General features: G+C 69.0%; 19 protein-coding genes. 8 read left to right on the plus strand and 11 right to left on the minus strand.

Features of this window, described 5'->3' with window-relative positions; genetic code table 11:
• Positions 1–57 precede the first annotated feature (57 nt).
• Positions 58–1,632: a DUF4388 domain-containing protein gene (locus MEBOL_RS23280; RefSeq protein ID WP_095979512.1), complete on the plus strand. Its 1,575-nt coding sequence runs from the start codon at positions 58–60 to the stop codon at positions 1,630–1,632.
• Positions 1,633–1,647: 15 nt separating this feature from the next.
• Here the strand turns inward: MEBOL_RS23280 and MEBOL_RS23285 are convergent, their stop codons facing one another.
• Complete coding sequence (locus tag MEBOL_RS23285) at positions 1,648–2,079, minus strand: universal stress protein (RefSeq protein WP_095979513.1); 432 nt, start codon at positions 2,077–2,079, stop codon at positions 1,648–1,650.
• A 156-nt stretch (positions 2,080–2,235) separates the two neighbouring features.
• Between MEBOL_RS23285 and MEBOL_RS23290 the strand changes: the two genes are divergently transcribed.
• Positions 2,236–3,357 carry an adenosylhomocysteinase gene (locus MEBOL_RS23290; protein WP_095979514.1) on the plus strand — a complete coding sequence of 374 codons (1,122 nt, stop codon included), beginning with the start codon at positions 2,236–2,238 and terminating at the stop codon, positions 3,355–3,357.
• A gap of 60 nt (positions 3,358–3,417) precedes the next feature.
• Here the strand turns inward: MEBOL_RS23290 and MEBOL_RS23295 are convergent, their stop codons facing one another.
• The 4 genes from MEBOL_RS23295 to MEBOL_RS23310 all read right to left on the minus strand — a co-directional run bounded on the left by MEBOL_RS23295 (position 3,418) and on the right by MEBOL_RS23310 (position 6,774).
• A complete protein-coding gene (locus tag MEBOL_RS23295; protein WP_095979515.1) occupies positions 3,418–3,621 on the minus strand; it encodes a cold-shock protein in 204 nt (67 codons plus the stop codon).
• 135 nt (positions 3,622–3,756) lie between these two features.
• The gene (locus MEBOL_RS23300) at positions 3,757–5,241 is read right to left on the minus strand and encodes a DUF2252 domain-containing protein (RefSeq protein ID WP_095982952.1); all 1,485 of its coding nucleotides are present in this window, start codon (positions 5,239–5,241) and stop codon (positions 3,757–3,759) included.
• A gap of 70 nt (positions 5,242–5,311) precedes the next feature.
• Positions 5,312–5,683 carry a hypothetical protein gene (locus MEBOL_RS23305; RefSeq protein WP_095979516.1) on the minus strand — a complete coding sequence of 124 codons (372 nt, stop codon included), beginning with the start codon at positions 5,681–5,683 and terminating at the stop codon, positions 5,312–5,314.
• Positions 5,680–6,774, minus strand: a complete 1,095-nt coding sequence (locus MEBOL_RS23310) for a fatty acid desaturase family protein (protein ID WP_245918764.1) — start codon at positions 6,772–6,774, stop codon at positions 5,680–5,682. The genes MEBOL_RS23305 and MEBOL_RS23310 overlap by 4 nt, the downstream gene beginning before the upstream one ends.
• A gap of 229 nt (positions 6,775–7,003) precedes the next feature.
• Here MEBOL_RS23310 and MEBOL_RS23315 point away from each other — a divergent pair, with 229 nt between their 5' ends.
• Positions 7,004–7,609: a hypothetical protein gene (locus MEBOL_RS23315; protein WP_095979518.1), complete on the plus strand. Its 606-nt coding sequence runs from the start codon at positions 7,004–7,006 to the stop codon at positions 7,607–7,609.
• A gap of 36 nt (positions 7,610–7,645) precedes the next feature.
• Here the strand turns inward: MEBOL_RS23315 and MEBOL_RS23320 are convergent, their stop codons facing one another.
• The 3 genes from MEBOL_RS23320 to MEBOL_RS23330 all read right to left on the minus strand — a co-directional run bounded on the left by MEBOL_RS23320 (position 7,646) and on the right by MEBOL_RS23330 (position 11,154).
• On the minus strand, positions 7,646–8,647 hold the full coding sequence (locus MEBOL_RS23320; RefSeq protein ID WP_095979519.1) for a lytic transglycosylase domain-containing protein: 1,002 nt from the start codon (positions 8,645–8,647) through the stop codon (positions 7,646–7,648).
• A gap of 325 nt (positions 8,648–8,972) precedes the next feature.
• A complete protein-coding gene (locus MEBOL_RS23325) occupies positions 8,973–9,770 on the minus strand; it encodes a transglycosylase SLT domain-containing protein (protein ID WP_095979520.1) in 798 nt (265 codons plus the stop codon).
• Between the two features lie 202 nt (positions 9,771–9,972).
• Positions 9,973–11,154: an ABC transporter substrate-binding protein gene (locus MEBOL_RS23330; protein WP_095979521.1), complete on the minus strand. Its 1,182-nt coding sequence runs from the start codon at positions 11,152–11,154 to the stop codon at positions 9,973–9,975.
• Positions 11,155–11,279: 125 nt separating this feature from the next.
• Here MEBOL_RS23330 and MEBOL_RS23335 point away from each other — a divergent pair, with 125 nt between their 5' ends.
• Entirely contained in the window at positions 11,280–12,140 is an 861-nt protein-coding gene (locus MEBOL_RS23335) for an endonuclease (RefSeq protein ID WP_245918766.1), read from the plus strand.
• Between the two features lie 14 nt (positions 12,141–12,154).
• On the plus strand, positions 12,155–12,802 hold the full coding sequence (locus MEBOL_RS23340) for a hypothetical protein (protein ID WP_157775393.1): 648 nt from the start codon (positions 12,155–12,157) through the stop codon (positions 12,800–12,802).
• Between the two features lie 54 nt (positions 12,803–12,856).
• Here the strand turns inward: MEBOL_RS23340 and MEBOL_RS23345 are convergent, their stop codons facing one another.
• A complete protein-coding gene (locus tag MEBOL_RS23345) occupies positions 12,857–14,617 on the minus strand; it encodes a M4 family metallopeptidase (RefSeq protein ID WP_095979524.1) in 1,761 nt (586 codons plus the stop codon).
• 170 nt (positions 14,618–14,787) lie between these two features.
• Between MEBOL_RS23345 and MEBOL_RS23350 the strand changes: the two genes are divergently transcribed.
• Together MEBOL_RS23350 and MEBOL_RS23355 are read left to right on the plus strand one after the other, a co-directional pair.
• Positions 14,788–15,858: a putative zinc-binding metallopeptidase gene (locus MEBOL_RS23350; RefSeq protein ID WP_245918767.1), complete on the plus strand. Its 1,071-nt coding sequence runs from the start codon at positions 14,788–14,790 to the stop codon at positions 15,856–15,858.
• Between the two features lie 5 nt (positions 15,859–15,863).
• On the plus strand, positions 15,864–16,898 hold the full coding sequence (locus tag MEBOL_RS23355; RefSeq protein WP_095979525.1) for a D-alanine--D-alanine ligase family protein: 1,035 nt from the start codon (positions 15,864–15,866) through the stop codon (positions 16,896–16,898).
• 9 nt (positions 16,899–16,907) lie between these two features.
• On the opposite strand, the gene MEBOL_RS23360 is transcribed toward MEBOL_RS23355, so the two are convergent.
• Positions 16,908–17,666: a hypothetical protein gene (locus MEBOL_RS23360; RefSeq protein ID WP_425437543.1), complete on the minus strand. Its 759-nt coding sequence runs from the start codon at positions 17,664–17,666 to the stop codon at positions 16,908–16,910.
• A 189-nt stretch (positions 17,667–17,855) separates the two neighbouring features.
• Here MEBOL_RS23360 and MEBOL_RS23365 point away from each other — a divergent pair, with 189 nt between their 5' ends.
• On the plus strand, positions 17,856–19,343 hold the full coding sequence (locus MEBOL_RS23365; protein ID WP_095982955.1) for a carboxylesterase/lipase family protein: 1,488 nt from the start codon (positions 17,856–17,858) through the stop codon (positions 19,341–19,343).
• 20 nt (positions 19,344–19,363) lie between these two features.
• On the opposite strand, the gene MEBOL_RS23370 is transcribed toward MEBOL_RS23365, so the two are convergent.
• The gene (locus MEBOL_RS23370; RefSeq protein ID WP_170115573.1) at positions 19,364–20,554 is read right to left on the minus strand and encodes a phospholipase D-like domain-containing protein; all 1,191 of its coding nucleotides are present in this window, start codon (positions 20,552–20,554) and stop codon (positions 19,364–19,366) included.
• Between the last annotated feature and the right edge of the window lie 56 nt (positions 20,555–20,610).

A 20,610-nucleotide genomic window follows, 5' to 3' on the forward strand; every position in this document is an offset into this window, starting at 1 on the left:
GTCCCACCGCAGCGGATATTTCCTGATTCCCCCGGAGAGCCGCTAAGCTGTTGCGCCATGTTTCCCACGCCCGCCCAGGTCCTCAAGCAGCGCGAGGGGGCGCTCTCCGAGACGCCCTTCCCGCTGTTGCTCCACGCGCTGGCCGTCGAGGAGCGCACGTGCACGCTGGAACTCAAGGTGCGCCAGCGCGAGAAGCGCATCACCTTTGAGGACGGCGCGCCGGTGGCGAGCTCCAGCAACCTGCTGCACGAGACGCTGGGCAAGTTCCTGGTGGAGAAGGGCAAGCTGTCGGAGGTGGACTACCAGAAGGCGCTCGCCGAGAGCGTGAGCACGGACGTGCCCCTGGGCGGCCTGGTGGTGCAGAAGGGCCTCATCAGCCCCTTCGACCTGTACAAGCAGATGCAGGCGAACATGGCGATGAAGCTCCTGGACTGCTTCCGCTGGACGGACGCGCGCTTCCGGCTCATCGCGGACATCGAGCCGCCCGACACCAGCGTGCGGATGAACACCTCGCAGCTCATCCTCACGGGCGTCACCAACGTGATGCCCTTCGACGAGGTGGCCACGCACTTCGCCTTCACGGACGAGCAGCGCTTCGCGCAGGTGCCCGGCATCGAGGGGCCCAAGCTGTCCGCCAAGGACGCGCGCCTGTTCCAGTCGCTGCGCTTCCGGCCCACCTTCTCCGAGCTGATGGAGCGCTCGGGCATGGACACCGACGCCACGCTGCGCCGGCTCTATGCCTTCTGCGTGCTGGGGCTCGCGGACTTCGCCGAGGAGGTGGACAAGCGGCCCGCGCCCGCCGCGGTGGGCTCGGGGGTGCAGCAGGCCCTGGTGCCTCCACCTCCGCTCGCCCCCGCCCTGACGCCGCTGCCGGGCACGCTGGAGACGGTGACGGCCGCGCCCTCGGGGCTGCCCTTCTCGGACGACGACGACGCCGTGAAGAACGCGCTGCTCAGCGCCTTCCTGTCCCACCGTAGCCAGGATCCCTTCGATCTGCTGGCCGTGCCGGAGAACGTGCAGCCGGTGGCCTTGCGCAAGGCGTTCCTGGCGTTGTCGGACAAGTTCTCGCCCCTGCGCTTCCAGACGGCGGATTTGAAGGAGAAGGCGGAAGGGCTGCTGGTGGCCTACGCGCGCGCGTACGGGGCGCTGTCGGAGGTGGAGCAGGCGGCGCTCTGGCGCAAGCGGCGGCAGGCGGCGCGCGAGAAGAAGACGAGCACGGGCCGGCCCTCCACCGCGGAGCAGTTCCGCATCCGCACGGACCTCCTGGACGCGAGCACCCAGTTCGACGAGGCGATGAAGCGCCTCAAGGCGACGAACCACTCGGGCGCCTTCGAGTACTTCGAGTACGCGTGCGACATCGATCCGAAGCCGCTCTACAAGGCCTACCGGGCGTGGGCGCGCTACCTGATGAAGCCCGAGGCCCACGGCAAGCTCGCGTTGCAGGAGTTGCAGGAAGTGCTCAAGCAGGAGCCGGGATGCGAGGAGGCCTGGTTCTTCACGGGCGAGGTGTCGCGCGGCGAGGGGCAGTGGGCCCAGGCCGAGGACGCCTACCGCAAGGCCTTCAAGATCAACCCGAAGAACCGCCAGTACGTGGACCTGGTGCAGGAGACGATGAAGCGCGTGAAGCGCTAGCGGGTCCCGGGTGCCTCAGTGCACGACGGTGACGGGGCGGCCGGCGTGTTGAATCACCCGGTCGCTCACCGAGCCGAGCAACCACTTGCCGCCCGCGTTCAGACCCCGGGCGCCCACGACGATGTGGTCCGCCCCGAGCTTGTCGGCCTGTTCGACGATGGTGTCCGCGGGGCGTCCAATCTCCACGACCTTCTCCACCTGGGCTCGGGGGAGATCCGCCGCCAGCTCGTCGAGCATGCGCCGGATCTTCTCGAGGTCCTCGGGGGAGTGCTGATCTCCGGTGATGAGCTCCGAGTCCAGGAAGCCGAAAGCCACCATCCGGGGCGGTTCGAGCACGAAGAGCAGGGTGATGCGCGCGTGGGTCTGCTGCGCCAGGTCGTGCGCGAAGCGCGCCGCCTTGCGCGAGGTCTCCGAGCCATCGATCGCGACGAGGATGTGCTGAATCACGTCCGCCCTCCTCCGGGATAGGTCCTCTCCTCAGAGGGTGGGGCGGAGCGCGTCAGGAGCAAGCCCGGCGGCCGTGTCCCCCCTTGGGGAGCGGGCGGGCCTCGGGGCGCTCGAGCGGGCCTCTCCCTGTCCGCAACGGTGGTACAAGTCCGTGCCATGGACGCGTTCGCACGGGACCTCGGGTGGGCCAGGCTTCAAATGCCCCTGACGCGCGCGGGCTGCGAGGCCCTGCCGAGGTTGGATGGGATCCGGCTCGCGTGCTCCATGCACCTGGATCTCAAGATGGTGCTCGCGGTGGAGGCGCTGCTGGAGAAGGGGGCGGAGGTGTTCCTCACCACGTGCAACCCCACCACGGTGCGCGACGAGGTGGTGGAGTGGTTGCGCGAGCGGGGCGCCCAGGCCCATGCCTGGAAGAACATGTCCCCGGAGTCCTATGCCGAGGCCATCGAGCGGGCACTCGCCTGGGGACCCACGCACTTGTGCGAGATGGGCGCGGAGTTCTCGCGGGCGCTTCACTCGCGCGCGAACGGCTCCCGGGTGAGGGGGAGCCTGGAAGCCACGGGCTCGGGGATCGCGCGGCTGGGCGCCCTGTCCCCCCGCTACCCGGTGTTCAACTGGGACGACCTGCCCATCAAGGAGGGTCTGCACAACCGCTGGTTGGTGGGGCTGTCCACCTGGCAGGCCTTTTGTGAGCGCACGCGGCTCACGCTGCATGGCAAGCGGGTGTTGGTGGTGGGCCATGGCGGCGTGGGCCAGGGCGTGGCGGACGTGGCGCGGGCGTTTGGTGGAACGGTGGAGGTGGCCGAGCGGGACGCGGCGCGGCTGCTGGAAGCGCGCTACGCGGGATGGGAGGCGGGACCCCTGACGCCCGAGCGGCTCGCGCGTGCCGAGGTCATCGTCACGGCCACGGGCGTGACGGGCGTCATTGGCGCCGAGGAGGTGAAGCACCTGCGCGCGGGCTGCTTCCTGCTCAACGTGGGTCACGTGGCGGACGAAATCGACGTGGCGGCGCTCGGGCTGCGGCGCGAGCTCATCCCCCATGTCGAGGAGGCGCGCCCCCATGGCCGGCCCCTCTACCTGTTCGCCGGCGGCTCCATGGCCAACCTCACGGCGGGGTGGGGCGACAGCCTCAACGCCTTCGACATCACCCTGGCCACGATGGTGGCCGGGCTCGGCTTCCTCTTCACCGAGGGGGAGCGCGAGACCCCCGGACTTCACCCCCTGCCCCGCTCCGTCTGGGGCCCGGTCGCCGCGGCCGCGGCCGCTCGCCGAGGGTAGAAATGAAAAAGGCCCAGCCTCACGAGGAGACCAGGCCTTTGCGGATTCAGACGCGCGCTATCAGAGCGGGCGAACGTTCTGCGCCTGCAGGCCCTTGGGGCCACGGGCGATGTCGAACTCAACCCGCTGTCCCTCCTGGAGGGAGCGGAAGCCTTCGGTCTGGATCGCAGTGTGGTGGCAGAACAGGTCCTCGCCCCCGCCCTCCTGCGTGATGAAACCGAAGCCCTTCGCGTCGTTGAACCACTTCACGGTACCAGTTGCCATTTACTCTTCTTCTTTCTTGTCCGGCCGCATGAGTTGCACCGGAAGCCGCGCCCATCACGAGCGCGACCGTAGGCGTGTCTCATGTTTCGGACTCGATTACCAGTGGCCCGTCGTGGAGTTCGTTCGAAAGTGAACTTAGGCCGGCTCTTCCTCGAGGGGCAGGCGGCCGGAGCGGACGGCCTTCTGGAAGAGAGCGAAGTCGCGCTCGGTCTGGTCCGCGTAGGCGCGGGCGAAGTCGCACAGGGCTCGATCGAACACCCCTCCCCGGCCGAGGTAGCCGCGCAGCACGGCCGCGTCCCCCCCGCGTGCGTGGGCTCGGGCGAGCGTGCGGCCACACAGGGCCGCGTACTGACGCAGCCCTCGGGGGGACAGCCGCTCCACGTCCGTGGAGCCCTTCATGTCCCGGAGCTGTCGCACATAGAAGTCCCTCCCTCCGACCCGGCACCAGCCGAGGAAGATGTCGCACGCGGCTTGCATGAGCCGCTGCCCCTCCACCACGCGCTGTCCGGCGTTGGGGTGTGCGCTCTCTCCGGCGAAGGGCTCCAGGACGGATGCGCTCGCCTCCTTCACCTGGAGGAAGAGGGGATCCTCCGCGTGTGCGCCCAGCAGCAGCGCCAGATAGCAGCGCGTGCCCACGCTGCCCACGCCCACCACCTTGCGTGCCACGTCCACCATCTTGTAGCGCCGCACCAGCGTGCACCGCTCGCCCGGGAGCGTGGACAGGTAGCCCTCGCCCATGACCTGGAGCACCTCGGCGAGCATCTCCGCGTCGTCGCGCCGGGTGTGGGTCACCAGCGGCGGGTCGTCGATGATGCAGCGGCGGCCCTCGCGCAACTCGGTGAGCTTGGGCAGGGTGGCCAGCTGGGTGCGCCGGCGCGCCTGGGTGAGCGACTTCTCCGCGCTCTCTCCCTCGTGCTTGTAGAGTGTGTCGCGCAGCTCCTCGGCGTCCACGCGCGCGTACCACACGTCCAGGAAGGACCAGCGCGACAGGGTGTTCATCCACCGCCGGTATTGCCGCGCGCACGCCTCCACCGCCGTCTCGCATTGGGACTCGGTGGCGCCGTGGGTCCGGCCCGCCACCCACACGCTGGCCACCAGCCGCTTCAAGTCCCACTCCCACGGGGCGGGCAGCGTCTCGTCGAAGTCGTTCAGGTCGAAGACGAGGTTGCGCTCGGGGGTGGCGAACATGCCGAAGTTGGCCAGATGCGCGTCCCCACAGGCCTGGACCTTGATGCCCACGGTGGGCGTGCGGGCCAGGTCGCTGGCCATGATGAGGGCCGAGCCTCGCAAGAAGGAGAAGGGGTTCACGTTCATTCGCGCGTGGCGGATGGGCACGAGCGAGCCGAGCCGGCCCGCGTTGGACGCCTCGAGCAGGGCGATGGGATCCGGCCGGTCCGTGGACGCCTTCCACCAGGCGTGGGACTCGCGCGGCGTCTTGGCGCGCAGGGCCCTCCCCAGCTTCTTGCGCTCGGCGCGCACGGGGAGGTGCTCGGGCACGAGCGGGGGGCCCTCTTCGGGCTCGGTCAGATCGTGCCGCACCTTCACGCGGCGCGAGGGCCGGAGGACATGGATGGCGCGTCCGCGGCGCGAGGTGGCACGGGCTTGGGAGCGAGGCGGCATGGCGCCCAAGGTAATCACTCGGGGCGCATGGCATGTGTATGCCCACGCCCACACCGGTGGCGGTGGCCGTCTACCAGTAGCGGCGCGCGGGGGCGGGGGGCTCGATGGGAGCGGGCACGGGCTCCAACATGCCGCATTCGAGGAGCCGCTCGATGGCCGCCTTGACCTCCTTGGGCGTGGCGCAGTTGTCCAGGCGCTTCACCGTCTCCGGGATGGTGCGCTCCGCCTGGCTGAACTCCACGAGGTAGAGGCCATCCTCCGGCTTCAGGTTCCGGGGCTCGCTCCAGGTGGCGCGCGCCGCGTCGAACTGGGCCCGGCCCACGCCCTCCCGGGCTTTCTCCACCATGAGGGTATAGGCAGCGACCGCCTCGGAGCCCTTGGCGGCCAGACGGAACTTCTGCGCCCGTCCGAAGCGGATCCGCTCGCCGTTCTCGTCCTTCATGACACCGACTCCAGGGGCTCGGGACGGCCCATGCGCTTGAGCCAGTTCACGTGGCTGCCCAACGCCTCGCGCACGCTCGTCTGGACCCGGTAGCGCACGCCATGCTCCCGGCAGGTCTCCTCGACGAGGCGGGAGAGCGCCGGGTAGTGCAGGTGACACACCCGGGGAAACAGGTGGTGCACCACCTGGAAGTTGAGCCCGCCGAGGTACCAGCACAGCACCCGGTTGCCTCGCGCGAAGTCGACCGTCGTCTCCACCTGGTGCACCGCCCACTCGCGCGGGAAGGGGCCGCCCGTGGTGGGCACCTCGGGGAAGTCCGCTTCCTGCACGCAGTGCGCGAGCTGGAACACGGTGGCCAGCGTCACCCCGAGCACGAACGAGGTGAAGGCGTAGCCCAGCACCACCTGCCACCAGGCGTGCAGCAGCAGCGGCAGCAGGAGCGCCCAGCTGAAGAAGAACAGCTTGCCGCCGAGCACGCCCGCGAGCTTCCAGCCGGCGGGGCGCGGCATCTTCTGGCGGCCCACGCTCCCGGTGATAACGTCCTTGAAGTCGTCGACGAAGTTCCACTTCACCGCGAGCAGCCCGTAGAGCATCCAGATGTAGAGGTGCTGGAAGCGGTGGGCCGGGTACAGCCGCTGACCCGGTGCGATCCGGCAGAAGGGCTGGATGTCGATGTCCGCGTCCAGACCGACCACGTTGGGGTGGCTGTGGTGGAAGATGTTGTGTTTCCAGCTCCACACGTAGGACGACGCGCCCAGCAGATCGAGCGTCCAGGACATCGCCCGGTTGACGGAGCGGCGCTCGGAATAGCCTCCGTGGTTGGCGTCATGCTGGATGCTGAAGCCAATGCCCGCCATCGCGAGCCCGAGCGACACGCACCCGAGCACCGCCTCGAGCGCATGGTCCGCCCCGAACAATAGAAAGGAATACGAAGCGGCGAACCAGCCCAGCAGCACCGCTGTCTTGAGATACATGGCGGGCTGGTCCCTCTTCGTCCGCCCGCTCTCCTGGAAATAACCCTCGACCCGGGACTTGAGCGCCTGATGAAAGGGGCCCGACTCCAGGAACTTCGTCTTGGTCGCTTGTGACAACGTGTACCCGCTCTCGGGCCCCCGGCGGAGTCTGGGCACGCATGGGGAGGATCCCGACGCACGCACGTCCTCCCGCTGATGGTTGGCCCTCTTCGTAACACGCCTGGGGTCGCGTTTGCTGCAAGACGATTGCCAGGGCGGAAGTGTCTGGCCTGGATGCTCGCCCGCCGGACCGCACCCGCTGGGGACGGGTTCCCGGCCTTTGCCGGGATGCTTACCCTGGGGGGCCATGAAGACGGCGTCCACGACCCATGAAGCGCAGACCCCCGCGAGCCGCGGCGACCCGGCGTTGATCTCCCGCTTGGAGGCGAGATTCCGCGAGGTGACGCAGTTGCTGTACGACACCCGGGTGCCTCCGCGTGTGCTCAGTGAGCGACTCGCGCCCTTCCTGGCCGAGGACATCGTCTTCGTCGACCCATGGCAGACGGGCGGAGGGCGGGAGACCTACCGGCGCGGCGCGGAGGGCTTCCACCGCATGCTGCGCTTCGACTTCGACATCACCCAGCTCAACATCCAGTTGGAGGAGGGCCAGGAGCAGGGCCGTGCCATCGTCGATGGCGTCATGAACCTGCGGCAGTTCAGCTGGCTGTACACCTACCCGCTGCGCACCATCCTCGTGTACGACTTCACCCTGGAGCGCTCCGCGGACGGCGAACTCGAACCCCGCATCCACTTCCACGAGGAGATGTGGAGTCTGGGCGACATGATCGCCGCGGTCCCCGGGGTGAGCTGGTTCTACACGAAGGTCTTCCGCCCGGCCTTCAGCGTCGGTTTCCTCGCGGCCTCGGAGTTCTACCGCCGCAGGGAGGCGCGGCGCCCGGCCGCGGCGCACTGAGCGCCGCGAGCTGGGGAACGGCGGGGGCGGTGGGCCTTACGCGGGCAGGGTGCCGTTGCCGGACTCGATGGTCTTCCAGAACTGGTTCACCTTGTCGACGTAGGTGGCGTCACCCGTGCCGGCCGGCAGCGCGCGCGGATCGTTGCGGTCCACGCCGTTGGGGCCGGAGTTGTAGCCGCGCAGCGCCAGGTCCCAGTTCCCGAACTGCTCCTTCATGTCCTTCATGTAGAAGGCGCCCGCGAGGATGTTGGTGGTGGGGTCCGCCAGGTCCTTGCCCTGGAGCTCGGGGTGCTTGGCCTGCAGCTCGCCGAAGGTGTTGGGGTTGACCTGCATCAGGCCCGTGTCCGTCAGGCCGTTGCCGCCGTTGGTGGTGATGGCGGCGATGTTGCCGCGCGACTCCTGCCAGATCTGCCCGGCCAGCATGTTGGCCGGCACGCCCGCCGTGGCCGCCGCGGACTCGATTGCGCCCTTGAACTGCTCCAGCTCCTTGGGGAACCCGGGGCCCAGCTTCGCCTCACCCGAGCCGCCCTCCGCCACCGGGCTGGCCGTGGCCGCGCCACCCGCCGGAGCCGCGCCGCCGGCCGGGGCCGCGCCAGCACCCGCCGGAGCCGCGCCAGCACCCGCCGGAGCCGCGCCAGCACCCGCCGGAGCCGCGCCAGCACCCGCCGGAGCCGCGCCAGCACCCGCCGGAGCCGCGCCAGCACCCGCCGGAGCCGCGCCAGCACCCGCCGGAGCCGCGCCACCCGCCGGAGAGTCACCGCCGAGATCGGGGATCTCCTGCAGCAGATCCTTGAGCTGGTTGAGGGTCTGGAGCAGCTCGTTGGCGCCCTCGAGGAACTGCTGCAACCCGCCGCCCTTCTCCGCGCCCCCGAAGCTGTCCTTGAACAGATCGCCCAGGGGGCTGCTCTCCGGCTTCGCACCGCAGCCACCGGCCTGGATGGAGGGCGCCTGCGTCTCGCTCACGCGGGGGGTCGCGACGTCCTGCTGGGGGATGCGGAAGGCGGCGGCGTTGTTCGACACGGAGGAGATGGAGGACATGGTGGGTTTCCTGGGGGAAGGCGGGGTGGGTTTGAACCGATGTCCTGACCTAAAGCAGGTGGCGTGCCAACACTCCGGGAGTGGCCATCGCCCACACAAGTGCCCGATATCCTTGAAGATGCCTCCCGTGTGCATCGCTCCAGGCGCGAGAGCGGGAGGGCGAAAGGCCCCCCGAGCCTGATGACTCCTGTTGTCCTCTGGTGACTGGCGCCATCAGGACTCGAGTCCCAGGGAGCGCTGGAAACGGCACGAGCCACGAGCGGAGGGGCCGGGTCGCCGCCTCCACGCGTGGCTCGCTCACCGCGTTGGGTTCATCGGCCGCGTATCAGTAGCCGACGTAGCCGCTGCCGTTGTTCAGCCCCTGGATGCCGGGCACGTTGGACACCGAGCCGTAGCGCTCCACGGCGTAGCGCACGCCGGCGATGATGTTGTCCACGGGGTTGCGGATGTCGTCGTGGCCCGGGAGCTTGTGCGCGTCGAACGTCGGCTGGATGGTCTGCATCAGGCCGATGGAGGGCGTGCCCTTCTGCGCGTTGGAGTCCCAGTTGTTGATGGCGTTGGGGTTGCCGCTGGACTCGTGCTCGATGATGCGGGCGATGTCCGCGGCGTTCATCTTGTCGGCGGGGACGCCGGCGGCGGCCAGGGCCTGCTGGGCCTGCTTGATCCAATCGCCCACCTGACCCTCGGGGGCCTCGCCCGCGCCCTGGACACCCGCGGAGGCGCCTGCGGCGTCCGCGCCACCGGCACCGTCCGCGCCACCGGCACCGCCCGCGCCACCCGCGCCACCCGCGCCCGCGCCACCCGCGCCACCCGCGCCCGCGGCGGCCTCGGCGCCGCCCGCCGGAGAGTCACCGCCGAGATCGGGGATCTCCTGCAGCAGATCCTTGAGCTGGTTGAGGGTCTGGAGCAGCTCGTTGGCGCCCTCGAGGAACTGCTGCAACCCGCCGCCCTTCTCCGCGCCCCCGAAGCTGTCCTTGAACAGATCGCCCAGGGGGCTGCTCTCCGGCTTCGCGCCGCAGCCACCGGCCTGGATGGAGGGCGCCTGCGTCTCGCTCACGCGGGGGGTGAGGTCCTGCTGGGGGATGCGGAAGGCGGCGTTGTTCGACAGGGACGAGATGGACATGGGGGCGTTCCTCGGGGGGATTGGGTTTGAACCGATGTCCGGACCTAGAGCAGAAGGCGTGCCAATTCCTCACAATGTGCGCCTTGGATTCCAAGCCCCCGATATTCTTGGAAGTTGGTACGCGCGGGCGGAGGAATTCCGCCCGTTTCCCTGGTGACTGCCGTCATCCCATGGTGACAGGTGTCACCACTCCCCCGGGTGACTACGGTTTGACGGTGGTGACGAACCGCCGCTGGTCGCCCTCGACCTTGAGAATCACGGCTTCCTTCACCGCGTCGCGGTTCTCGTCCAGGTTGATGGTGCCGCCCACGCCCGGAAAATCCCGGGTGGCCACGAGCGCGTCCCGGAGCGCCGCTCCGGACAGGTCCGGCGCGCGCTTCATCGCGTCGATCGCCATCCGCGCGGCGTCATAGGCCAGGGCCGCCACGCTGTCGGGCGCCTCGCCGTGGGCGGCCTTGTACCGGGCGATGAAGTCCTGGGTGCGCGGGTCCGGGTTGTCCAGCGAGTAGTGATTGACGTAGTAGCTGCCCTCGAGCGCGCCGCCACTCAGCTCGAACAACCGGTCCGACTCCCACCCGTCCCCGCCGAGCAGCGGCACCGTGAGGCCCAGCTCCCGCGCCTGCCGCGCGATGATGCCCACGTCCGTGTAGTACCCGGGCACGAAGAGCGCCTGCGGCTTGAGCTTCTTGAAGGTGGTGAGCTGCGCGCGGAAGTCCGTGTCCCCCTTCGAGTAGCTCTCGGTGGCCAGGATCTGTCCCTCGCGCTCGGTGAAGGCGCGGCGGAACTCGTCCGACAGGCCCACCGAGAACGCGCTCTTGTTGTCCTGGAGCACCGCCACGCGGTCGAACTGGAGGGTGTCGTGGGCGAACTTCGCCATCACCCGGCCCTGGAAGGGATCGATGAAGCAGACGCGGAAGATGTAGTCGCCCTTGCGCGTGACGGCGGGGTTGGTGGACGTGGGGGTGATCATCGGCACGCCAGCCGCCTGCGCCTTCTCGGCCATGGCCAGCGAGTTGGACGACGCGGCCTCGCCCAGCAGCACCACCACCTTGTCCTGGGTGATGAGGCGCGTGGCCGCCTGGGCCGCCTCCTCGGGCCTGCCCTGGCTGTCATAGACGCGCACCGCGAGCGGGCGGCCCTTCACGCCTCCCGCGGCGTTGGCCTCCTGCACGGCCATGGCGATGCCATTGCGCGCGGAGATGCCGAACGTGGCCTCGCTGCCCGTCAGACTTCCCACCTGTCCTATAAGGATGGGGGCGTGGTCCGTCGCGGGGCCGCCCGAGGCCGTCGGGGTGGGGGCGGGGGGCGGGGGGGCGGGCTTCTTCTCGCAGGCCGCGCTCAGCAGGGCGAGCGTGGCGAACATCAGGGGGAGGGTTTGACGCATGCGCCCTTCTAACGCGGAAAGCCAAGGCTGGCTCGGGGTAGGGCAGTGGGTGTCATTAACCCACACTGAAGGGAAAGAGCGGTAAAAGTACGGAGACAGGCAACTTCCGAAGCCCGTGGACGACAATGGAAATATCCACGTGCCGCCGCGCGGCCGCCCCCGAGGCCCTTCCGATGCTCCTGCGCTCGACCACCGCCGCTCCCCGCCCGCTCTCCCTCGTCCCGGCCGCCGCGTCCGAGGCCCGCCGTCCCACCGCGCTCCCCTCGCGCGCGGCGCTCGCCTCCGTGGACAGCTTCACGCCCGCCGCCAAGGCCCGCCCCTCCACGGGCACGGGCTCCACCACGCCCGTCCCCACGACGCCGGGAGGCTCCCCGACGGATGGTCTCAAGGACAAGGCGCTCATCCAGGCGCTGCACGACGCGTCGGCCCAGCACAAGGACCTGGGCTACAACCAGGCGCGGAAGATCATCTTCACCGCGTTGGACAACCACGACGGCAAGGTGGAGTGCGTGTACACGGGCCGCGAGCTGGCCACGGACAAGATTCCCAACAGCAACGACATGAACACCGAGCACTCGTGGCCCCAGTCCAAGGGCGCCACGGGCGCGGCCAAGAGCGACCTGCACCACCTGTTCCCCACGGACAGCAAGGCCAACTCCATCCGGGGCAACTACCCCTTCGGCGTGGTGAAGGACGTGAAGTGGAGCCAGGACGGCTCCAAGTTCGGCAAGGACGCCAACGGCCAGCTCGTGTTCGAGCCCCGTGACGAGCACAAGGGCAACGTGGCGCGAGCCCTCTTCTACTTCTCCACGGTGTACGGCAAGCCCATCCCCGCGGGGGACGAGGCGGTGCTCAAGCAGTGGAACAAGCTGGACCAGGTGGACGCCGCCGAGGTGGCGCGCAACGACGCCATCCAGGGCTACCAGGGCAACCGCAACCCCTTCGTCGATGACGCCTCGCTGGCGGATCGCATCTCGGACTTCTAGGCTGCGCGTCCTGAATGGACGACCTTTCTCCGTTGTGGGCGCTCGTGCCCGTGGAGCCCGGAGTGCCGCTCGCCAAGGTGGGCGGCGCACCGGAGCCCGCGGGCGCTTTGCGTTGGCCGGTGTGCGCGGCGTGTGGCGCACCCATGCGCTTTCTCTTCCAGTTGCCGCACGTGGCCGGCCGCCTGGACCTGGCGCCGTACGCCGCGCTGTACGTCTTCCAATGCGAGAACCCGGACACCGTCTGCTTCCGGTGGGATGCGTTCGCGGGCGCCAACGCGGTGGTGGCGGTGGAGCCGGGCCCCGCGTCGATGGCGGGCGCTCCGGCCTCGCCCCATCCGCTGCCCGAGTCGCGGCTGGACTTCGCGCGCGCGCGGGAGGACACCGAGGCCCTGTCGGTGGACGTGAACGCGGCCACCGATGAACAGCTCGCGGCGCTGGATCGGGCCTCGGCCCAGGCGCCCGAGAACAAGGTGGGCGGCGTGCCTGTCTGGGTGAATGGAGAGGCCCGGCCCGAGTGCTGCGGCGAGCCCATGCACTTCGTGGCCCAGCTCTCGGCGCTGCCCTTCGGCCTGGGCTTCGGGGACGCGGGCCGGGGCTACGTCTTCCGCTGCCGGGCCGGGGCTTGTGGCACGGCCTTCCGCTTCCTCTGGCAGGGCGCGTGAAACGGTGAGCGGACCGCGCCCCGCTGGCACGGCCCGCTCGTCTTCGACCGGCGACTACTTCACGCCCACGGCGTTCCAGGCGTCCTTCACCTTCTGCAACTCGGGGGAGCTGGCGCCGTAGAGGTCCGTGGCGGCCTGGAGGGTGGCCTCGCGCGCCTGGGCGAACGTGGTCTTGGGCGTCATGTACGTGGTGAGCGCCCGGCCGAAGATCTTCAGGCTCTTGTCCATGCCGATGCCGTCCTTCACCTCCAGGCCCGACGTGCGGTTCTTCCCGCCCTCGGCGAGCAGGTAGAAGGCGTTGTTGGCGATGCCGCTCGAGCCGTGGACTTCCGTCTGCTTCGGGAAGTTCGAGTAGTGGTCGATGGAGTAGCCGTCCTTGCTCGGGTCGTTCATGTAGCGCAACCCGTCCTCGTTGCTGCCGTTCTTCGGCGTCCACGCCGCCTCGCCCACCGTCCAGTTGAACTTCACGGCGGGGTTCTTCCGCGAGGCGTACCACTCCACGCCCGCGCCGATGATGTCGCTGAACGACTCGTTGAGGCCGCCGGGCTCGCCCTCGTAGACGAGGCCCGCGGTGCGCTCGGTCAGGCCGTGGGCGATTTCATGGCCCGCGATGTCCAGCGTGGTGAGCGGGCCGGCCGTGTTCCCATCGCCATCGCCGTAGTTCATCTTCTCGCCGTCCCAGTAGGCGTTCACGAAGTCGTTGCTCACGTGCACGTAGGAGGTGAGCTTCTCGCCCGCGTTGTCGAGCGAGTCGCGGCCGAGCACGTCCTTGAGGAAGTCGTACGTCATCTCCGCGCCGTAGTGCGCGTCCACCGCGGCCTTGGTGCGCGAGCCGTCCGTGGCCTCGCCCCACGCGTCGTTCTTGTCGGTGAACTGCGTGCGGCCGGTGGGCTCGTCCATGTTCCGGCCGTCGTACGTCACCACGCCCTTGCCACGGGTGGTGTCCTCCAGCACGTAGCTGCCGTCCGCCTTCTTCGTGGTGGAGAGGTCCACCTTGCCGCTGTACATCGTGGTGTCGTCCGCCTTGCCCGTCGTGGGCGAGGTGGGCGCGGGCGTCGTCGGGGTCGTGGTTCCCGTGCCGCTGGTGCTGCCCTTGCGCCCCGAGGAGAAGCCGTCGAGCGGGTTGAACTGGCTCAGCAGCTCGCCGGTGTTGGCGTCCAGCATGTAGTTCATCTGGCGGGGATTCTCCTGGCCGGCGACCTGGGAGAGCTCCACGCGGTAGGCGGAGTGATACTCGCCCGCGGCGTCCTGGTAGATGAGGCGCTCGACGGCGGGCTGCTTGTCCGGCTTCTCGCCGAACTCCTCGCGCGCGAGCTCCTCCGCCTGGGCCGGGGACAGCTTGGGCGTCTCCCGGCCGAGCCCGGCGGGAATCGTGGACTTCTCGCCGGTGACGCTCGCGAGCTTGCCGTCCTTGTCCAGGTGGCTGATGACCTGCTCACCGTAGACCTTCACCCCCTCGTGCTGCCGGTCCAGGCGCACGTGCGTCATGCCGAGCGCGTCGCGCTCGACGCTGCGGGGCACGAAGTCCTGGGACGCGGGGCCGAGCGTCTGGGGAGCGCCCGCGTTGAGCCCGGTGAGCGCGGTCCGCACGGCGGCCTGGGCCTCGGGGCTCGCGAGGGGCAGGCGGCCAGGGCCCTGGGGCGCCTGGGGCACGCGCTGCGCCGGCGTGAAACCATCCTGAGCGAACGGCGAGGCCGCCTTGTCCGGGGTGGCCGTCTTCACGGTGTTCTTCTCCACGAGGGCGGGGGCGGCCTCGGTGGAGGTGGGACGGGGAGTGAGGACGGGACCTTGACCCTCGGTGCGACGAACGCTCATGAGGCAACTCCACTGCAAGGGGGTTGTAGAATTATCGCATGGGGGAACTCACGGTTGCTCGGCCGGAGAGTGGAATCGTGACGCACCCCAGGGGACCGCTCGCCCGCTCGCCAGCCGTGGCTCGGTGGAGGTCTGGGCGCCGGGCCAGGGCCTCCTTAATTCAAGGGGGCATGATGCCACCGACCCAGCCGGACCTCCTGGTGATGCGCGAGAAGCACTCCACCGAGCACGGAGAGGGGCGCGGCCGTCTATCTCCCCAGCGCGAGGCACTGCTCTCGGCGCGCATCAAGGATCTGTCCTTGCGGCTGGCGGGTACGCCCCTGGAGCGAAGCATCGCCCAGTTGCACGCGGAGCTGGAGGCGAAGGGCATCTCCTTCAAACCCCAGTGCTACCTGTCGGATGAGTGGGGCTGCCCCTCGGGGGTGCCGGTCATCGGCCTGCCGTTCTACCTGGCCGACCCGAACCTGCTGTCCATCGAGGCGGACCTCGGCGGCGGCGCGGAGACCGAGGCGGAGATCCTCATGTACCTGCGCCACGAGGCGGGCCACGCCTTCAATTACGCCTACCGGCTCTACGAGACGGAGGACTGGCTGCACACGTTCGGGGATTACTCGCGGCCCTACCGCGACGACTACAAGCCGCAGCCCTTCTCGCGCCGCTACGTCACGCACATCTCCGGCTGGTACGCCCAGAAGCATCCGGACGAGGACTTCGCCGAGACCTTCGCCGTGTGGCTCACGCCCGGCAGTGATTGGGCCCGGCGCTACCAGGGGTGGGGCGCGCTCAAGAAACTGCGGTACGTGGAGGCCATCGTCGCGAAGCTGGGCCGGCGGCCGCCCGTGGTGTCCCTGGCCACGCCGGACTTCACCACCGAGGAGATGGAGGGCACGGTCCAGGACCACTACCGCCAGCGCGACCTCGACGAGAAGGTGGACCTGGAGCTGCGCGATGCCTTCGACCAGTCGTTGGAGGACATCTTCGAGGGGCCTGGAGAGGCGCCCGTGCGCGCGGAGACGCTCGTGCGCGCCGAGCGTCAGCGGATGATGGCCCTGGTGAGCCAGTACTCGGGAGTGAGCCGGGGCGTGGTGCGCGCGCTGGTGGAGCACCTCATCGAGCGCACCGCGGACATGAACCTCACCCTGCATCCGGATGACAGCCGCGAGGCGATCTGCCGCCTGGTGTCCCTGGTGACGGTGATGTCCATGAACTACCTCTACACGGATCGCTTCTTCGAGGAGTGAAGCCCATGGCCCTGTCTCCCCTGCGCGTCGCGGTCCTCTATTACCAGCCCAAGGAGGACGAGGCCGATCCCGTCGTCCAACAGGTGTCCCGGTCTCTCCGGGAAGCGGGACACACGCCCGTGCCCGTGCGCGTCGACGAGAGCCTGTCGGACCTGGTGCGGCAGGTGTCGCGCAGCCGCGCGGACCTCGTCTTCAACCTGTGCGAGACCTTCGCCGACGACTACCGGTTGGAGGTGAATGTCGCCGCCGTGCTGGAGCTCGCGCGCATGCCCTTCACGGGCTCGGGGACGGCGGGCCTCTTGCTCGCGCAGGACAAGATCCTCACCAAGCAGTTGTTGCAGTTCCATGGTGTGCTCACGCCGCGGTTCGCCACCTTCGATGGCACGTCGCTGCAGGCCCACGGAGACCTGTCCTTCCCGCTCATCGTCAAGCCGGCGCGCTCGGATGCGTCCATGGGGTTGGGGGTGGAGAAGGACATGGATGGCCTGGCGCGCCGGGTGCGCTTGATTCGCGAGCAGTACGACGACGAGGCGCTGGCGGAGGAGTTCATCGAGGGCCGCGAGGTGTACGTGGGCGTGCTGGGGGACCACGCGAGGCCCCAGGTGCTGCCGGTGGTGGAGCTGGACTTCGGCGAGAAGTGGAGCCGCAAGCGCATGAAGATCGCGGACCGGGGGGTGAAGTTCGGCCCCGAGGGACCCGGCGAACCCGCGCTCGTGATGCCGAAGGACCTGTCGGACGAGCTGCGGGGACGCATCGAGCGCTCCGCGGTGGCGGCCTTCCGGGCGCTCAAGTTGAGTGACTACGCGCGCATCGACTTCCGGGTGTCCAGCGCCACCAACGAACCGTACCTGCTCGAGGTCAATCCGAATCCCTACCTTGAGGAGAAGTGCGAGGTGGCGATGGGGGCCCGGGAGACAGGCCTGTCCTATCCCCAGCTCATCCAGCACATCGTCGAGACGGCGGCGAGGCGGCACGGGCTGGGCCGGGACCAGCGCCGCGCCGCGCCGGTGGCGGACTCCGAGCCCGCGCCCATGAGTTGAGCCCGTCCGTCAGGGCTCGACGGCTTGCGGCAGGGGTTGAGGCTTGGCGACGGGCAGGTAGCACTTGCCCTTGTATTCGGCCTCCTCCTGATCACAGGGCGGCTTGTGCGCGATTTCGACCCAGCACCCACCATTGATCTCGAAGTGGCTTCTCCTGGGCTTGCAGGGCGGAGTGGCCTGATTGCGGAAGGGCTTCTCGGGCATCGGGTAGGCGGGTGCCCTTGGGGCTGGGTGCTCCGCGTCGACCATGTACGACGCGTCCTGGGTGGCGGGAGCGCTCAAGCGGCCGAGGCTGTTCGACGGACACATCCAGAAGAACAGGACGAGCGCGAGACCGGCGGAGAGCGTCAGGGTCCGCCGAGCTGAGTGCCTTCTCCGGCGCGGCCGAGGGGCCGCGGGCTCCGGGTGAGCCAGTCCGGACGTGAGGTGGGCGCGCACCTGGGGATTGCCTTCCACGCGGACGACCGCCGCGGTCATCAGCACGAGGATGTTCGCCAGCTCCGCCATGGACGCCGAGGCGGGCGCCTCGTCCACCCACAGCTTCACCGTGGACGTGTGGGCATGGCAGGCGAGCCGCATCCGCCAGACGCCCTCGGGTTGCCAGTCCATGCGGCTGCTGGGCTGGAGGACGAGCGCGGGCTGCCCCGTCCTCACGTGCCAGGCCTCATGGAGACTTCCCAAGTCGGGCCCCACCTCCTCGTATTGCCTGCCCCGCTCGAACGCTTCCAGCCCGCCGTCCTTCCAGTTCGTCTCATTCGCCACGTGCATACCTCCGAAGTCACCTCCAAGAGGAGCCGACTTGACTTCCCAAGTCAAGGAGGGTCACATGTCTTCTCGGGTTGGTGACCGAACCATTCGAGGGGGAGCGCCGGTCGACCGGAGTTCCGCGATCGGGTTCCCGCGGCAGGGCAAATGAACTTCACCGGACCGTGGCCGTGCAGTAAGGCCACGGGTTCCATGGAGCATCCCATCGTCAGCACTTCTTCTGGCCGGGTCCGCGGTGTCATCGAGCATGGCACCGCGCGTTTCCTGGGCATCCCCTACGCCGCCTCGCCGCTCGGGGACAGGCGGTTCCAGCCTCCTCAGCCGCCCGAGCCCTGGGCGGACGTACGGGATGCCTCTGCTCCGGGTCCTACCGCGCCCCAGAACCATGGGGCCTTTCCGGGGGTGGATCTCGGCCCGCTGGTGGGCGGCGGGTGGCGGCGGGGAGACGACTTCCTGAACGTGAACATCTGGACGCCAGATGTCGCGGCCAGGGGCCTGCCCGTCATGGTCTTCATCCATGGCGGTGGCTTCGTGGGCGGAAGCAACGATGCGTCCGTCCAGGACGGCCGCGGCTTCGCGCGCTCGGGCGTGGTCTGCGCGGCGATCAACTACCGTTTGGGCGTGGAGGGGTTCCTGCCCATTCCAGGCGCGCCCACCAATCTGGGCCTGCGGGATGCGCTCGCCGCGCTCGGCTGGATCCAGGAGAACATCGCGGCCTTCGGTGGCGATCCGGCGAATGTCACCATCTTTGGTGAGTCCGCCGGGGCGATGCTGGTCGCGGACCTCGTGACCTCGCCCCTGGCGAAGGGCTTGTTCCGCCGGGCGATCGTGCAGAGCGGCCATGGTTCCATGGTGCGCTCACCCGAGGTCGCCGCGCGGTTGGTCCACCGGATGGCGAAGCTCTTGCGCGTCACGCCCGACGTCGAGGGCTTCCGCACTCGCACGGTCGAGCAGTGTCTCGACGCGCTCAAGAGGGTATCGGTGCCCCTCCTGGGTTTCGTCGACCTGCGCGACGAGACGGGGCTCGAGCCCGCCTTTGGCCTGAGCCGCTTCCTGCCCATCCATGGCGACGACGTGCTGCCCGAGCCTCCGCTCGCGGCGCTCGCGAAAGGGGCGGGTGCCGGGATCGACCTCCTGATTGGCACGAATGCCGAGGAGATGAACATCTACCTCGTGCCGACCGGGGTGCGGCGCGTGGTTCCCGGATGGATGGCGACGTTCATGCTCGGCCGTGCGGTGCGTGACGCCCGCGCCATTCTCGAGGACTACGGTCTGAACCAGAAGGGCAGGCGGGCGGGCGATGCGCTGAGCGAGGCCCTGCACGACCTGGTCTTCCGTGGGTCCGCGCGCCGGTTCGCGGCGGCGCACCAAGGGCGTACGCACTTCTATGAGCTCGGCTGGCGTTCGCCCGCGTGTGGCGGTGCGCTGGGCGCGTGCCATGGGCTCGAACTGCCCTTCGTCTTCGACACGCTGGAGAGCTGCACCGGCCCGAACGGGCTCGTCGGGAGCGCACCGCCACGGGAGCTCGCCGATCGCATCCACCGGCTCTGGGTGGGGTTCGCGACCGACGGGAAGCTGCCCTGGTCCGAGTATGACGCCGACACGCGACAGGTGTACGCGCTGGAGACGGGCGTGACGCGCACCGAGGCCCCCCTGCCAGCCGCGCGGTACCTGCCCTGAACGCACCCCGGTCCCGCCGCTCACATGGCGGGGCCGTTGTTATACGCGTCGTTGAAGTGATCGTAGTAGGCCGAGTAGAGGGCTTCGCTCTCCAGCCTCACGAAGATCTCGTCGTTGCGGTAGTTCGCCGAGTAGGTCCAATTGTGGGAGCCGGTGAAGACGAGGGACCGGTTGTCCGTGGACTCCGCGAACCGCGAATAGACCAGGATGAACTTGTCGTGGACGTCGTGCTTGCGCACGGAGATGCCCGCGCCCTTGAACTTGCCGAGCGAGGTGGACTCGACCTTGTTGGCCACCACCCACACCTTGCAGCCGCCATTCTTGAGCCGGACCAGCAGGTCGACCAGCTCCGGCCGCGAGTCATGAATCGACGCCTGGGCCACGCGCACCCGGCAGTCCGCGTTCGCGACGATGTCGTTCAACCGGTTGTAGACCAGATCTCCATCCTGGTCCGGTGAGGCATAGACCCGGGCCGTCCCCGTCCAGTAACCGCGTGGGACGCTCGCGTCGTAGAAGTTGTTACCGGAGTAGTGCTTCTGGGCGAAGAGCTGATTGAAGTAGGTGTTGAACTGATTGAACTGCTCGGCGTCGCCGTAGATCGTCACGGTGTTGTTGAAGGTCTGCGAGCCCGTGGCATAGGTCATGTTCGCCGAGCCAAACCACACCACGTTGCTCCGGAGGACTCCGTTCGGATCCTTCGTCTGGCTGAAGGTGTAGAGCTTGGTGTGCATGATTCCACTGGAGTCCGTGGTGATGCACCCGTAGTTGCCGCCCGCCTTCCGGTCGCCGCAGAACACGTGGTTCGACCCGAGCGCGGAGTGCAGTTGCCGCGGCGAGGTGTCCTCCTCGAACTCGTCGGAGCCATCCTCCACCACCTGCACGCTCACCCCCCTGTTCTTGGCGTTGATGAGGGCGGTGTACACCCCATTCGCCGTCAGGCTGTGGATGGCCGCCCGGATCTTCCCTCCCGAGGGCGTGTCGTTGATGAGGCGGATGGCCTCGTTGAGGATCGTCCGGTCATCTCCCCCATGAGCGGGTGGGTTGGTGAAATGCACCCAGACGGGGTAGCCCCCGATCGTCGTGGACGCGGTGTTGATCCCCGCCCGTGTGGTGCCCACCTCGGGCGCGTCGTCCACGTCCGGAGGCGCGCAGGAGGACAGCAGCGACAGGGAGCCGCCCGCGAACGCGGCGGCGACAGCGAGAGAACGCATCGTGAATCGCATCCCGGATCTCCATCTCCAATAACCGATAGGGCCCAAGGGGAAAT

The organism is Melittangium boletus DSM 14713 (assembly GCF_002305855.1).
Classification (GTDB): domain Bacteria; phylum Myxococcota; class Myxococcia; order Myxococcales; family Myxococcaceae; genus Cystobacter; species Cystobacter boletus.

Bases quoted from the DNA above. Each gene is read 5' to 3' on its own strand.
- MEBOL_RS23280 (WP_095979512.1), top strand. From the start codon at position 58: ATGTTTCCCACGCCCGCCCAGGTCCTCAAGCAGCGCGAGGGGGCGCTC.
- MEBOL_RS23290 (WP_095979514.1), top strand. From the start codon at position 2,236: ATGGACGCGTTCGCACGGGACCTCGGGTGGGCCAGGCTTCAAATGCCC.
- MEBOL_RS23295 (WP_095979515.1), bottom strand. From the start codon at position 3,621: ATGGCAACTGGTACCGTGAAGTGGTTCAACGACGCGAAGGGCTTCGGT.
- MEBOL_RS23300 (WP_095982952.1), bottom strand. From the start codon at position 5,241: ATGCCGCCTCGCTCCCAAGCCCGTGCCACCTCGCGCCGCGGACGCGCC.
- MEBOL_RS23305 (WP_095979516.1), bottom strand. From the start codon at position 5,683: ATGAAGGACGAGAACGGCGAGCGGATCCGCTTCGGACGGGCGCAGAAG.
- MEBOL_RS23315 (WP_095979518.1), top strand. From the start codon at position 7,004: ATGAAGACGGCGTCCACGACCCATGAAGCGCAGACCCCCGCGAGCCGC.
- MEBOL_RS23320 (WP_095979519.1), bottom strand. From the start codon at position 8,647: ATGTCCTCCATCTCCTCCGTGTCGAACAACGCCGCCGCCTTCCGCATC.
- MEBOL_RS23325 (WP_095979520.1), bottom strand. From the start codon at position 9,770: ATGTCCATCTCGTCCCTGTCGAACAACGCCGCCTTCCGCATCCCCCAG.
- MEBOL_RS23330 (WP_095979521.1), bottom strand. From the start codon at position 11,154: ATGCGTCAAACCCTCCCCCTGATGTTCGCCACGCTCGCCCTGCTGAGC.
- MEBOL_RS23335 (WP_245918766.1), top strand. From the start codon at position 11,280: ATGGAAATATCCACGTGCCGCCGCGCGGCCGCCCCCGAGGCCCTTCCG.
- MEBOL_RS23340 (WP_157775393.1), top strand. From the start codon at position 12,155: ATGGACGACCTTTCTCCGTTGTGGGCGCTCGTGCCCGTGGAGCCCGGA.
- MEBOL_RS23345 (WP_095979524.1), bottom strand. From the start codon at position 14,617: ATGAGCGTTCGTCGCACCGAGGGTCAAGGTCCCGTCCTCACTCCCCGT.
- MEBOL_RS23350 (WP_245918767.1), top strand. From the start codon at position 14,788: ATGATGCCACCGACCCAGCCGGACCTCCTGGTGATGCGCGAGAAGCAC.
- MEBOL_RS23355 (WP_095979525.1), top strand. From the start codon at position 15,864: ATGGCCCTGTCTCCCCTGCGCGTCGCGGTCCTCTATTACCAGCCCAAG.
- MEBOL_RS23360 (WP_425437543.1), bottom strand. From the start codon at position 17,666: ATGCACGTGGCGAATGAGACGAACTGGAAGGACGGCGGGCTGGAAGCG.
- MEBOL_RS23365 (WP_095982955.1), top strand. From the start codon at position 17,856: ATGGAGCATCCCATCGTCAGCACTTCTTCTGGCCGGGTCCGCGGTGTC.
- MEBOL_RS23370 (WP_170115573.1), bottom strand. From the start codon at position 20,554: ATGCGTTCTCTCGCTGTCGCCGCCGCGTTCGCGGGCGGCTCCCTGTCG.